Here is a 15,532-nt window from a genome sequence, read left to right as displayed (position 1 = left end):
ATCGCACTGAATGCCGGTGTGAGCGGGCGGATTTCGGGCTGGGTGTCCGAGGTTGGCCGCCCCGAGCCGATCCCGTCACCCCGGTGGGTCCGGGGGAATTCCGAGAGTTGTATTGCGGCCGCGTGGCGTCACCTGCGGTCGGTAGATGGAAGGCAGTCCAGATGACCAACACCACTCCGGCGCGCGCGGGAACAGAACAGCTGGCGGCGCTGGTGGCGACGGTCGCGGCGATGGAGCCGGCCCGGATCGCGGTGGATTTCGACGGCACCGCGGTGTCCTACGCCGACCTCGACGCCCAGCTGACGACGATGGCCGAGCTGACCGGTGGCGCACTGGACCCCGAGAGCCTCGTGCAGGTCGTGCTCGCCGAACTGTTCCCCGGCGTGGTCGACGCCGCCGACGGCACCTTCGGAGTGCTGCTGGACGCGCTGGCCGGTGACGCCCTGGCCGCCCTGGGTATGGAGCCGCCGATGGCGGGGCAGGCGCCGACCCTGGTCGACCGCTTCGCCGAGCAGCTGGCCCGCACCCCCGACCTGGTCGCGGTGCAGTTCGGCGCGCGGACGCTGACCTACGCCGAATTCGATGCCAGGGTGCGGGTGCTGGCCGGGCGGCTGGTCGCCCTCGGGGTGGGACCGGAGGCGCTGGTCGGGCTGGCGATGCGACGCGGCCTCGAGCTGATCGTCGCGGTGCACGCGATCGTGCGCGCCGGTGGCGCCTACGTGCCGCTGGACCCCGATCACCCGGTGGACCGGCTGCACTACGTGCTCGAGGTGGCCCGTCCGGTCGTGGTGGTGACCCGGGCCGCCGACGAGCCCGATCTCAACGGCGTCCCCGTGCTGCGCACCGACGACATCGACTGGACCGCGCCGCCCGCCGCGGTGGACGGCGGCGCGCGGGCGGGCAATACCGCCTACGTCATCTTCACCTCGGGCTCGACCGGCCGACCCAAGGGCGTGGCGGTCACCCACGGCGCGATCGTGGCGAACCTGGACTGGCGCCAGCGCCGCTACGCGCTTTCCGATGCCGACGTGGTGCTGCAGAAGACGCCCTACACCTTCGACGTGTCGGTGTGGGAGCTGTTCTGGCCCTTGCAGATCGGCGCCAGACTGGTCGTCGCGGAACCCGGTCGCCACGGTGATCCCGGTTACCTGGCCGCGCTGATCGCCGAGCACCGGGTCAGCGTCACCCACTTCGTGCCCTCGATGCTGGCCGCGTTCGCCGGTGAGCTGTCCGAGACCACCGCACCGGTGGACCTGTCCTCGCTGCGGATGGTGTTCGCCTCCGGGGAGGCGCTGCCCGCCGCCACCGCCACGCGGTTGCGCAAGCTGTCGGCGACCGCGCTGCACAACCTGTACGGGCCCACCGAGGCGGCGGTCGACGTGACCGCGCACGAGGTGAGCGACGCCGACGAGGTATCGGTGCCGATCGGCGGTCCCGCCGACGACACCGGGCTGCTGGTGCTCGACGAGAACCTCGACCAGGTACCCGCGGGTGTGGTGGGCGAGCTGTACCTGTCCGGGGTGCAGCTGGCGCGCGGCTATGTCGCCCGGCCGGGCCTGACCGCCGATCGCTTCGTCGCCAATCCGTACGGCGTGCCCGGCGAGCGCATGTACCGCACCGGTGACCTGGTGCGGCAACTGCCCGGCGGGGACGAGCTGGAATACCTGGGGNACGGCGTGCCCGGCGAGCGCATGTACCGCACCGGTGACCTGGTGCGGCAACTGCCCGGCGGGGACGAGCTGGAATACCTGGGGCGCACCGACTTCCAGGTGAAGCTGCGTGGTCTGCGGATCGAGCTCGGGGAGATCGAGGCCGTGCTGGCCGCGCATCCGCGCGTCGGCAATGCCGCGGTGGTGCTGCATCGGTATGCCGCGGGCGAGGCGTTGGTCGGCTATGTGGTCAGTGTCGACGGCGCACCGCTCGACGAGGCCGAGCTGGTCGCGCACGCGAAGGCGTCGATGCCCGAGTACATGGTGCCCTCGCTGCTGGTGCAGCTGCCCGCGATGCCGATCAACGCCAGCGGCAAGCTGGATCGTAAGGCCCTGCCGGAGCCCGACTTCCGGGTCGCGGCCGCGGAGTTCCGCGCGCCGGTCACCACCACCGAGCGCGCCGTGGCGGCGCTGTTCGGCGATCTGCTCGACGTCGAGACCGTCGGCCTGGACGACGACTTCTTCCGCCTCGGCGGCAACTCGCTCATCGCCACCCGTGCCATCGCCCGCCTGCAGGCGAATTTCGGTGTGCGGGTGGATGTGCGGGACTTCTTCGACAATCCGACCGTCGCCGTGCTGGCGAAGCTCGTCGACGGCGGGCCCGTCGACGACCGGCCGGTTCTGGTCGCGGGCCCGCGCCCCGAGGTGCTGCCGCTCTCGCCCGCCCAGCAGCGGATGTGGTTCCTGAACCGGTTCGATCCGGAGACCGGCGCCTACAACATCCCGATCGCCGTCCGCCTGTCCGGCGCGCTCGAGCTGGACGCCCTGCGCGCCGCCGTCGGCGATCTGATCGCCCGGCACGAGGTGCTGCGGACGGTGTACCCGGAGGTCGACGGGGTCGGGACACAGCGCGTGCTGTCCCCGGCGGAGGCACTCGATGTGCTTGCGGCCGAGTCGAACTCGACCCTTCTCGCTGTCGACGCTGCGAGCGTTGCCGGCGCTACGGCCGGGTCGGGGGTCGGCGGGGTCGAGTCGGCGTCGGTGTTGTCCCGCATCCTCACGCCCATCGGTGTCGCGACGCACGACCTTCCCGAGACGCTGGCCGCGGAGATTCTGCGCGGGTTCGATGTCACCGCCGCGCCGCCGCTGCGGGCGCGGTTGTACGAGGTCGACGGTGACCACGTGCTGGTGCTGGTGGTGCACCACATCGCCTCGGACGGCTGGTCGGCCGGCCCGCTGGTGCGGGACACCATGACCGCCTACTACGCGCGGACCGAGGGCACGGCGCCGCAGTGGGCGCCGCTGCCGGTGCAGTACGCCGATTACACGCTGTGGCAGCGAGCACTGCTCGGGTCCGAGGACGATGCCGACTCCAGGGCCGGGCGGGAGATCGCCTACTGGCGCGAGGCGCTGGCCGGGCTGCCGGACGAATCCAGCCTGCCGACCGATCGCCCGCGTCCCGCCGTCGCGTCGATGCGGGGCCGCCGGGTCGAGTTCGCGCTCGACGCCGAGCTGGTGGCGACGCTGAATGCGGTGGCGGCCGAGCAGGGCGCGACCCTGTTCATGGTCCTGCACGCCGCGCTGTCGGTGCTGATCGCGCGCCTGTCGGGGACCACCGACGTGGCGATCGGCAGCCCGGTCGCCGGGCGTGGCGCCGCCGAACTCGACGATGTCATCGGCATGTTCGTCAACACCGCGATCCTGCGCACCGAGGTGCGCGGCGGGGAGTCCTTCGCCGAACTGCTCGGCCGGGTCCGCACCGGCGATCTGGCCGCGTTCGACCACACCACCCTGCCGTTCGAGCGCCTGGTGGAGGTGCTCGCGCCGCCGCGCTCGGCCGGTCGTCACCCGCTGTTCCAGGTGGCGCTGGCACTGCAGAACCTGCCGCCGACCACATTCGAGCTGCCCGGCCTGCGTGCCGCCGCCGTCGACCTGCCCTACGACATCGAGAAGTTCGATCTGTCGGTGACCCTGCGTGCGTCCGACGCCACCGGTCTGTCCGGCGAATTCTCCTACGCCACCGACCTGTTCGACGAGTCCACCATCACGCGGATGGTGCGTCGCTTCACCGGCTTGCTCGCCGCGATCGCCGCCGCGCCGCAGACCCTGGTCGCCGACCTGCCGCTGCTGATCGACACCGAACTCACGGAGCTGACCAGTCGTACCGGCGGCCCGTCCGATCCCTTCCCGCTGCTGCCGCAGGTGCTGGCCGAGGCCGCCGCCGACCCGGCCGCGATCGCGATCCGCGACGGCGCGCGCACCGTGACCTACGGCGAACTCGACGCCGCGTCCGCGCGCCTGGCCGCGCACCTGACCGGTCGCGGCATCGGCGCCGGTGACCTTGTCGCCGTGAGCATCCCGCGTTCCGCCGACTCCGTCACCGCCGTGTGGGGTGTCGTGCGTTCCGGCGCCGGTTTCCTGCCGGTCGACCCGACCTACCCCGCCGACCGCATCACCCACATGCTCGCGGACTCCGGAGCGGCTGTGGGCATCACGGTCGGGTCCGTCCGTGCCGATCTGCCCGCCACCGTGGAGTGGCTCGCGCTCGACGCCGTGGCGAGCGCCGAGGCGACGAACCGGCTCGGCACGGCGGATGCCGCCGCCGTGGCCTCCGACGTCGACAGCTCCCTGCCGGCCGAACAACGTCGTGCGGTGGATCCGCTGGACCCCGCCTATGTCATCTACACCTCCGGGACCACCGGTCTGCCCAAGGGCGTGGTGATCCCGCACGGTGCCGTCGCGGCGTATCTGCCGGTGCAGGCGGGGCGGTATCGGGCGTCGGCGGACGCGCGGGTGCTGCACGTGGCCTCGCCGTCGTTCGATATCTCGGTGGCCGAGCTACTGCTGACCGTCACCGAGGGCGCGACCATGGTGGTCGCGCCGACCGGCGTGTTCGGCGGGGCGGAGCTGGGTGAGCTGCTGCGGACCGAGCGGGTGACCCATGTGATCATCACACCGTCGGCGCTGGCCACGGTGAATCCGGACGGGCTCGACGAGCTGCGGGTCGTGGTCGTCGGTGGTGAGGCGTGCCCGGCGGAACTGGTGGCGCGGTGGACCGCGGCGATCCCCGGTCTGGTGTTCCGCAACGGCTACGGTCCCACCGAGACCACCATCGTCACCAACATCAGCGCACCCCTCACGGCGACAACGCCGATCACCCTGGGCGCGCCGGTCGAGGGCACCACCGAACTGGTGCTCGACGAGCGGCTGCGTCCCGTTCCGGCCGGTGTCGTCGGCGAGCTGTACATCGCCGGGGCGCAGCTGGCGCGCGGCTACCATCGCAGGCCCGCGCTCACCGCGGGCCGGTTCGTCACCAATCCCTACGGCGCGCCGGGGGAGCGGATGTACCGCACCGGTGACACCGTGCGCTGGGTCCGCACCGGCGCCGACTGGGACCTGGAGTATTTGGGCCGCAACGACTTCCAGGTGAAGGTGCGCGGCTTCCGGATCGAGCTCGGTGAGATCGACGCCGTCCTGGCCCGGCACGCCGACGTGGATTTCGCCGCCACCCTCGGTCACCGCACCGAGGCGGGCGCGACCGTCCTCGTGTCCTACGTGGTGCCGGTCGCGGGCGCGGGCGTCGACACCGCGACGCTGATCGCGCACGTCGCCGCGCATCTGCCCGCGCACATGGTGCCGGCCGCGATCGTCACCCTCGACACCGTGCCGCTGACCCCGGTCGGCAAGCTCGACCGCGCCGCGCTGCCCGCGCCGGTCTTCGAGGCCGCCGCCTACCGCGCCCCCGAGTCGCCGACCGAGCAGGCCGTCGCCGCCGCGTTCGCCGAGGTCCTCGGCCTGGACCGGGTCGGCCGTGACGACGACTTCTTCGACCTGGGCGGCACCTCGCTGCTGGCGACCCGCTTGATGGCCCGCCTCGGCACCGACCTCGATCTCCGCATCCCGGTCCGCCAGCTCTTCGACACCACGACGGTGCTCGCCCTCGCCGCGGCCGCCGACCGGCTGCGCGGCACCGGCGCGGGTCCCGCCCTCGTCGCGGGCACCCGCCCCGATCCGCTGCCGCTCTCGCCCGCCCAGCAGCGCATGTGGTTCCTCAACCGGTTCGACCCCGGCTCGGCCACCGACAACATCCCGATGGCGGTGCGGCTGACCGGCGCGCTCGATGTCGCCGCGCTGCAGGCCGCCCTCGTCGACGTGCTCGACCGGCACGAAGTCCTGCGCACCCGCTACCCGGAGCGCGACGGACAGGCGATCGCCGAGATCCTGCCCGCCACCGGCCTCGTCCCGGAGGTGCTGCCGCAGATCGTCGGCACGGCCGCGCTGACCGACGCGGTGCGCGCCTGCGCCACCACGGGCTTCGACCTGACCGTCGACGCTCCGATCCGGGCGACGCTGCTGCGCGTCACCGACGGTGCGGCAGCGGCTGATTCGTCCGGTGCGTCGCCGGTGCCGACGGACCCGGCAGCCGGCGCGGCCGAGTACGTGCTCGTGACCGTGCTGCATCACATCGCCGCCGACGGGTTCTCGTTCGGACCGCTGATCCGCGATGTGCTCACCGCCTACGGCGCCCGGGCCACCGGGAACGTGCCGCAGTGGTCGGCGCTGAGTGTGCAGTACGCCGATTACGCGGTGTGGCAGCACGCCGTCCTCGGGGACGCCGCCGATCCGGCATCGGTGGCGGCGCGACAGCTGGCGTTCTGGGCGGACACCCTCGCGGGCGTCCCCGAGCAGCTGGAACTGCCCGCCGACCGGACCCGGCCCGCGATCGCCTCGCGCAGCGGTGCGCTGCACCCGATCGACATCGATGCCGAAACACACCGCGCGCTGGCCGAATTCGCGCGGGCACGGGGTGTGACGGTGTTCATGGCGGCGCACGCGGTGTTCGCGGTCCTGCTCGCGCGGCTGTCGGCGACCACCGACATCGCGATCGGCACCCCGGTGTCGGGGCGCGGTGACCGGGCCCTCGACGACCTGGTCGGCATGTTCGTCAACACCCTCGTGCTGCGGACGCAGGTCGCTCCCGCCGCCTCGTTCACCGAACTGCTGGCCCGCGTACGCGAGACCGACCTCGCGGCCTTCGACCACGCCGACGTGCCGTTCGAGCGGCTGGTCGAGGTGCTCGACCCGGTTCGCTCCACCGCGCGCAACCCGCTGTTCCAGGTGATGCTGTCGCTCAACGAGGACACCCCGCGGGTCCTGGCTCTGCCCGGGCTCACCGTCGCCGGCGTCGATTTGCCGACCGCCGTCGCCAAGTTCGACCTCGAACTGACCCTCACCGAGCACCGCGACGAGCACGGCGCCCCCGCGGGCCTGTCCGGCGCGTTCCTCTACGCCACCGACCTGTTCGACGCGACCACCGTCGCCGGGTTCGCCACCCGCCTGCACCGGCTGCTCGACGGCGTCCTCGCCGACCCCGACCGGCCGGTCGGTGATCTCGACCTGCTCGACCCGGCCGAATCCACCGAGATCCTGACCGCCTGGAACGCCACCGACCTGCCCCTGGACGCCGCGGCAACGCTCGCCTCGCTGGTCGCCGACCAGGTCGCCGCCACGCCGGACGCCGTCGCGGTGGTCGTCGACACCGACCCGGCGGACGAACCGGTCTCGGACGCGAGCCCCGTCGAATCGCTGACGTACGCGGAGTTCGCGAGCCGAGTCCATCGTCTGGCGCGGCACCTCGTCGGCATGGGCGCGGGACCGGGAGCGATGGTCGCCGTGGCCCTGCGGCGCGGTCTCGATCAGCTCGTCGCCGTGCACGCCGTGCTCGCGGCCGGTGCCGCGTACGTGCCGGTCGACCCGGATCATCCGGCCGAGCGGACCGCGTACGTGCTGGCGTGCACGGCACCGGTCTGCGTGCTGACCGCCACCGGTCACGGTGTGGCCGTGGGGGACTCGGTCGTCGAGATCGACACCCTGGAGCTGTCGGAGCTCTCGGCGGCGCCGCTCGCCGACGAGGAGCGGACCACCCCGCTGCGCCCCGATCACCTCGCCTACGTGCTGTTCACCTCCGGCTCGACCGGCAGGCCCAAGGGTGTGGCGGTGCCGCACCGGGCCGTGGTCAACCAGCTGCTGTGGTTGCAGCGCGAGTACGCGCTCACCGGCGACGACGCCGTCCTGCAGAAGACCCCGTTCACCTTCGACGCGTCGGTGTGGGAACTGCTGTGGCCGTTGCAGACCGGCGCGCGGCTGGTCCTCGCCACCGCCGACGGGCACCGCGACCCGGCCTATCTGGCCGCCGCGACCGCGCGGCACGCGGTCAGCGTCGTGCAGTACGTGCCGTCGGTGCTGGCCGCCGTCGTCGCCGAGCCGGTGCGCGCGGAGAGCCTGCGCCTGGTCTTCGCCGGTGGTGAGGCCCTGACCACCGAGCTGGCCCAGCGTGTGCGCGCCGCCACCGGTGCCGCCGTCGTGAACCTGTACGGCCCCACCGAAACCGCCGTCCAGGTCACCACCCACCGGGTCGGCGCCGAGCCGACCGCCGCCGCTCCGATCGGCACGCCCGTCGCCAATACCCGCGTGTACGTGCTGGATTCGCGGCTGCGCCCGGTGCCCGCCGGTGTTCCGGGCGAGCTGTACGTGGCGGGCGCCCAGCTGGCCGACGGCTATCACGGCCGCGCCGACCTGACCGCCGAGCGTTTCGTCGCCGACCCGTTCGGGACCGGCGACCGCCTCTACCGCACCGGCGACCTGGTGGTCTGGCGCACCGGTCACGCCGGACCGGCCCTGCACTACCTGGGCCGCACCGACTTCCAGGTGAAGCTGCGCGGCCTGCGCATCGAACCCGCCGAGATCGAAGCCGCCCTGGCGGCGGTCCCGGGTGTCGGCCGGGTCGCGGTGATCGTCCGCTCCGACGACGATCGCCCGGACCAGCTCGTCGCCTATATCGCGCCCGCTGCCCGCCCAGGTGCGGCCGGCGACGTCACCGGTCCGAACCCCGCGGTCAGGAGGTCGGCCGACGGACAGGCAGCGGTAGCGCAGTCCTTGACGCCGGCCGTCCTCGATGCCGCCGTCGCGGCGGTGCTGCCGTCCTACATGGTGCCCGGCGCCTACGTCGTCCTCGACGCGTTGCCGATCAACAGCTCCGGCAAGCTCGACCGCCGGGCCCTGCCCGCGCCGGAATCGCCGGAGCGGGAGTACCGCGAGCCGTCGACCGCCACCGAACGGATCGTCGCGGCGACCTTCGCCGACGTCGTCGGACTCGATCGGGCCGGCGCCGACGACGACTTCTTCGCCCTGGGCGGCAACTCGCTGCTCGCCACCCAGGTGGCCGCGCGACTCGGCGCGGCCCTGGACGCGAAGGTCCCGGTGCGGGAACTGTTCGAGGCGAGCACCGTCGCCGGTCTCGCGGTCCGCCTGGACGCGCTGCGCGGCACCGGCAGCAGGCGCGGACCGGTGGCGGGCCCACGGCCGCCACGGATTCCGCTCTCGCCGGCGCAGCAGCGCCTGTGGTTCCTGCACCGTTTCGATCCGTCCTCCACGGCGTACCACATCCCGGTCGCGATCCGGCTCAGCGGCGACCTCGACACCGCCGCGCTGCGCGGCGCCCTGGGCGACCTGATCGCCCGGCACGAGACGCTGCGCACCACCTATCCCGAATTCGACGGGCAGGCCACCCAGCTCGTCGGCGCGCCGTTCGTCCCCGTGCTCGCGGTGACCGAGATCGAGGCCGGGAACGTGGCCGCCGCCGTGGCCGCGACGCTCGACGGAGGCTTCGACATCACCACCGAGGTGCCGGTGCGCGCCGCGCTGCTGCGGGTGTCGCCGACCGAGCACGTCCTGGTACTGGTCGTGCATCACATCGCCGCCGACGGCTGGTCGATGGGGCCGCTCACTCGCGACCTGGTCGCCGCCTACGCGGCCCGCAGTGCCGGTGCCGAGCCGCAGCTGCCCGCCCTGGCCGTGCACTACGCCGACTACGCGCTGTGGCAGACCGAAGGCCTCGGCAGCGCCGACGATCCCGACGCGCCGCTGGCCCACCAGCTCGCCTACTGGACCGACCGGCTCGCGGGACTGCCCGACGTACTCACCTTGCCCGCCGACCGCCGCAGGCCGCTGATCGCCTCCAACCGCGGCGCCACTTTCACCACCACCCTCGACGCCGAACTGCACCGCCGCATCGACCAGCTCGCCCGCACGCAGCGCGCCACCCCGTTCATGGTGCTGCACGCCGGGCTCGCGGTGCTGCTGGCGCGGCTGTCGGCGGGCACCGACATCGTCGTCGGCACGCCCGTCGCCGGCCGTGGGCATCGCGAACTCGACGACATCGTCGGCATGTTCGTCAACACCCTGGTGCTGCGGGCGAGCGTGTCCGCCGCCGCGCCGTTCAGCGCCCTGCTCGACGACATCCGCGCCGGCGACCTCGACGCCTTCGAGCACGCCGACGTGCCGTTCGAAAGTCTCGTCGACGCCGTCAACCCGGCTCGCTCCCAGGGCTATTCGCCGCTGTACCAGGTGTCGCTGGCGCTGCAGAACCAGCGCACCACCGCGTTCGAGCTGCCCGGCCTGACCCTGTCCGGGCTGACCCTGCCGGACGCGCCGATCGAAGTGGACCTGGACTTCACCTTCGTCGACCACTACGCCGCCGACGGCACCGCCGACGGTCTCGACCTCGAACTGCGCTACGCCACCGACCTCTTCGACGCCGACACCATCGCGACCCTGGTCGGCATGCTGGAGCGGGTGCTGCGCGCCGCCGTCACCGCGCCCGGCACCGCCGTCGGTGACCTCGCCGTGCTCGACGACAGCGCCCGCGCGCGACTGCTCGCCGGTCCGCACGGTGACCTCGTGCCACTCGACCCCGTCCTCGCCGAACTCGGCCTGCGCGCTCCGCTGGCCGCAGATCTGGTGGACGCGGCCGCCGCCCGTGACCCGCACGCCGTCGCCGCCGTCTGCGACGGCGCCGAGATCACCTACGGCGCCCTCGCCGCCCGGGCGAACCGGCTCGCGCGCAGGCTGATCGACTGCGGCGTCGGCCCCGAGACCCCGGTCGCGGTCGCGGTGCCTCGCGGCATCGAGCTACTGGTGGTACTGCACGGTGTGCTCGCCGCCGGTGGCGTGTACGTGCCGATCGATCCGGCCCAGCCCGCCGACCGCATCGGGCACGTGCTCGAGACCGCGGCGCCGCGCCTGGTCGTCGCCGCCTCGGACGACGCGCTCGACCATGTCGACCGCGGCATCCGATCCGCTACGGCCTCGGTGCATTTCGCCGCCGCCTCGCGCTCCGGCTTCCCGATGCTGACCGTCGCGCAGCTCGAGGACCCCGCGCAGCCGCCGGTCCACGGCGGCCCGGTCACCGATGCCGAACGCCTCGCCCCGCTGCATCCCGAGCACCCCGCCTACGTGCTGTTCACCTCCGGCTCCACCGGTCTGCCCAAGGGCGTGCTGGTCTCGCATCGGGCCGTGGTCAACGAACTGTGCTGGCTGCGTGGCGAATACGACCTGACCGCGGCCGACCGGCTGCTGCAGCGCGCGCCGCTGACCTTCGACGTCTCGCTGTGGGAGCTGCTGTGCCCGGCGCTGCTCGGCGCCACCCTGGTCCTGCTGCGGCCCGGCGGCCACCTCGACCTCGCCTACCAGGCGCGGGTGGTGCGTGAACAGGGCGTCACCATCGCCGAGTTCGTGCCGTCGGTGCTGGCCGCGATGCTCGCCGAAGGGCTGGCCGAGGACCTGCGCGGACTGCGGATGCTGCATCTGGGCGGCGAGGAACTGCCCGCCGCGCTGGCGGCCACCGTGCTCGCCACCCTGCCCGCCGAACTGCACAACACCTACGGCCCGACCGAGGTGACGATCACCAGCACCTTCCAGCACATCACCGCGCCGGTCGAGCAGACCGAGCTGCCGATCGGCAGGCCGAGCTGGAACGTGCGCGCCTACGTGCTCGACGAGCGGCTGCATCCGGTGCCCGCCGGGGTCGCCGGTGAGCTGTACCTGGCGGGCGACCAGCTCGCCCGCGGCTACCTGGGCAGGCCCGACCTGACCGCCGACCGCTTCGTCGCCGACCCGTACGGCCCCGACGGCGCACGCATGTACCGGACCGGTGATCTGGTGCGCCGCGATCGCGCCGGTGCGCTGGTGTACCTGGGCCGCAACGACTTCCAGGTCAAGATCCGTGGTCTGCGGATCGAGCTGGGCGAGATCGAGGCCGCCCTCGGCGACGCTCCCGGCGTCACCCACGCGACCGTGCTGCCCGCGACCGACGACGCCGGGCGGCAGTGCCTGGTCGCCTACGTCGCCGGTGCCGTCGACCCCGCCGTGGTGCGCGCGCACGTCGCGAGCCGGGTGCCCGCGTACATGGTGCCCGCCCACCTGGTGGTGCTCGACACCGTCCCACTCAACTCCGCGGGCAAATTGGACCGCGCCGCGCTGCCGGCCGCCGACCTGTCGGTGACCACCGCGTACGTGGCGCCGCGACCGGGCGCGCAGACCGCGCTCGCTGCCGTGGTCGGTGAGCTGCTCGGGCTGCCCCGCGTCGGCGCCGACGACGACTTCTTCGACATCGGCGGCAACTCCCTGCTCGCCATGCGGCTCGTCGCCCGCGCCAACGCGGCGCTGGGCAGCGCGCTCGACGTGCGCGATGTGTTCGACGCCCCGACCGTCGCCGGCCTGGCCGCCCGTGCCGCCACCCACGGCGAGCGGCTGCCCGCGCTGACCGTGGTGGACCCGCGCCCGGCCCGGATCCCGTTGTCGCTGGCCCAGACCCGCCTGTGGCTGCTCAACCGCATCGACCCCGACTCGGCCGTCTACACCCTGCCGATCGCGCTGCGCCTGACCGGCGCGCTGGACACCGACGCGCTGTGGGCGGCGCTGGGCGATGTGCTCGCGCGGCACGAGTCGCTGCGGACGGTATTCCCCGAAGACGCCGAGGGACCCACCCAGGTCGTCCTCGCGGTGGACCGGGTGCTGCCGCCCGCCGTCGTCGGTGAGATCGCCGAAGCGGACCTGGCCGAGGCCGTCCGCGAGATCGTCGGGGCGGGCTACGACCTGACGACTCAGCCGCCGGTCCGCGCCGCGCTGCTGCAGTCGATCCCCGCCGGTCGGAACGGGTCCTCCGTCGCCGCCGCGCGCCAAGGTGCCGCCCTCGCCGGTGGGGTGGCCGAAGCCGCCCTGCGCGGCGATGCGGCGTCCACGCCGAGCGAGGTCGAGCACGTGCTGGTGCTCGCGGTGCATCACATCGCCGCCGACGGGGTGTCGACCACGCCGCTGGCCCGGGATCTGCTCACCGCGTACGCCGCGCGCAGTGCGGGGCAGGCGCCGGCGTGGGAGCCGCTGCCGGTGCAGTATCCCGACTTCACGCTGTGGCAGCACGCGGTGCTCGGCGATGCCGCCGACCCGGCGTCGCGGCTGGCCCGGCAGCTGCGGCACTGGCGCGAGGAATTGGCCGGGCTCGCCCCGGCGCTGGAACTCGCCACCGATCGGCCGCGGCCCGCGGTGCGCACGGGTGCGGGTGGGGCCGTCGGGTTCGACGTGCCCGCCGACGTGCTGGCCGGGATCGAGGAGCTGGCCCGCCGCCACGGCGTCTCCACCTTCATGGTGGTGCACGCGGCCTTCGCCGTACTGCTGTCGCGGCAGGGGGCCGGAGCCGACATCGTGGTCGGAACGCCGGTCGCGGGCCGGGCCGATGCCGCGCTCGACGATCTGGTCGGCATGTTCGTCAACACCCTGGTGCTGCGGACCACGGTCGACGCGGGCGCCGGATTCGCCGACGTGCTCGCGCACGTGCGCGAGGCCGATCTGCGCGCTTTCGCCCATGCCGAGCTGCCGTTCGAGCGGCTGGTCGAGGAGCTGAATCCGGCCCGCTCGACCGCGTATTCGCCGATCGTGCAGGTGATGCTGGCGTTCGAGCACCGCGACGACACCAGCATCGAGCTGCCCGGTCTGCGGATCGACGAGTTCGCGCTGCCCGCCGCGACCACCCAGTTCGACCTGTCGCTGGCGCTCGACGAGATCACCGGCGCCGCCGGGGAACCCGGCCTGCGTGGCTGGCTGCGCTACGCCACCGACCTGTTCGACGCCGACACCGTCGTGGCCTTCGGCGAGCGCTTCGTCCGCGTCCTGGCCGCGGTGGTCGCCGACGAGGCGCGCCCGGTCGGGGAGATCGACCTGCTCGATCCTGCCGAGACCGCCCAGCTCGCGGCGTGGAACGACACCGCCGCGCCGCTGGACACCGCGGCGACGCTCGTCTCGATGTTCGCCGCGCAAGCCGCGCGCACACCCGAGGCCGTCGCCCTCGACTTCGAAGGTCAGCGGATCATCTACGGCGAGTTCGCCGTTCGCGTCGCCCGCACGGCGCGATTCCTGATCGGCCAGGGCGTGGGTCCCGGCGCCGTCGTCGGGGTGGGCCTGCGCCGCGGCATCGACCTGCTCGTCGCGATCTACGCCGTGCAGGCGGCGGGCGCGGCCTACCTGCCGCTGGACCCCGACCACCCGGCCGACCGGATCGCCGACGTGCTGGCGACCGCGGCCCCGGTGTGCGTGCTCGCCGGCGCGGGGTTCCCCGAGACCGGCACCCGCACCGTCGATCCCGCGGACCTGGACCTGTCCGGGTTCGCCGCCGATCCGGTCACCGACGCCGACCGGATCCGGCCGCTGCGCGCGGCCGATCTGGCGTACGTGCTGTTCACCTCGGGCTCGACCGGCAAGCCCAAGGGCGTGGCGGTCAGCCACACCGCGATCGTCAACCGCCTGGTCTGGATGCAGGACGCGTACCGGCTCGACGCGAACGGCGTCGTGCTGCAGAAGACGCCGATCACCTTCGACGTGTCGGTATGGGAGTTGTTCTGGCCCTTGCAGGTCGGCGCCACCCTGGTGATCGCCCGTCCCGACGGGCACCGCGATCCCGCCTACCTGGCGGAGCTGATCACCCGCGCCGGCGTCGATGTCGCGCACTTCGTGCCCTCGATGCTGGCGGCGTTCCTCGCCGAACCCCGGGCCGCCGACTGTGTGTCGCTGCGCCAGGTGTTCGCCTCCGGTGAGGCGCTGCCCGCCGCCGACGCCCAGCGGCTGCGCGCACTGCTGCCCGGGGTGGCCGTGCACAATCTGTACGGGCCGACCGAGGCCGCCGTCGACGTCACCTTCCACGAGGTCACCGACGCCGACACCGTCACCGTGCCGATCGGCGCCCCCGTCGCCAACACCGCGCTGCACGTGCTCGACGCCCGCCTGCGGCCCGTGCCCGTCGGCACCCCCGGCGAGCTGTACCTGGCCGGGGTCCAGCTGGCCCGCGGCTATCTGGCCCGCCCCGATCTGACGGCGGACCGCTTCGTCGCCGATCCGTACGGGATGCCGGGGGAGCGTATGTACCGCACCGGCGACCTCGTCGTGCGCACCCGCGGCGGCGAACTGGAATACCTGGGCCGTACCGACTTCCAGGTGAAACTGCGCGGCCTGCGCATCGAACTCGGCGAGATCGAAGCCGTCCTGTCCGGCCTCGACGCCGTCGACCGTGCCGTCGTCACCGTCCGCGACGACGGCACCGGCGACTATCTCACCGCCTACCTCGTCCCCGCGAGCACGGAAGGCGCATGCCACGCCCCGTCCGGCGAGACACTCGCCGCCGGCGCCGCGACCGCGGCGGAAGCGCCGACTGGGCCGGGCCTCGATGCGGACCGCTCGGACGCGGCGGCGAACCGCGACCGGCCGGGTGGTCGCGCGATCGACCTGGAGCCGGTGAAAGCCGCTCTGCGGCAGGCACTTCCGGCCTACATGGTGCCGAGCGCCTTCGTGGTACTCGACACGCTGCCGGTGAACGCGTCCGGCAAGCTCGATCGGCGGGCACTGCCCGCTCCCGAACTCCTCGCGCGCGCCTTCCGCGCACCGGCGACGCCGTCGGAGCAGCTGGTGGCCGGGGTGGTCGCGGAGGTGCTCGGCCTCGACCTGGTCGGCGCCGACGACGACTTCTTCGATCTGGGCGGCAATTCGCTCATCGCGAC

General features: G+C 73.3%; 1 protein-coding gene. It reads left to right on the top strand.

Going from position 1 to position 15,532, the window contains the following annotated elements; genetic code table 11:
• Nucleotides 1-161 precede the first annotated feature (161 nt).
• Nucleotides 162-15,532: amino acid adenylation domain-containing protein (locus V8688_RS19250; RefSeq protein WP_342801394.1), on the top strand; the 15,371-nt coding region annotated here is incomplete at its 3' end.

Origin of the sequence: Nocardia sp. No.11, from assembly GCF_038752175.1 — a bacterium.
Lineage (GTDB): Bacteria > Actinomycetota > Actinomycetes > Mycobacteriales > Mycobacteriaceae > Nocardia > Nocardia canadensis.
This window is presented reverse-complemented; position numbering and strand designations above follow the sequence as displayed.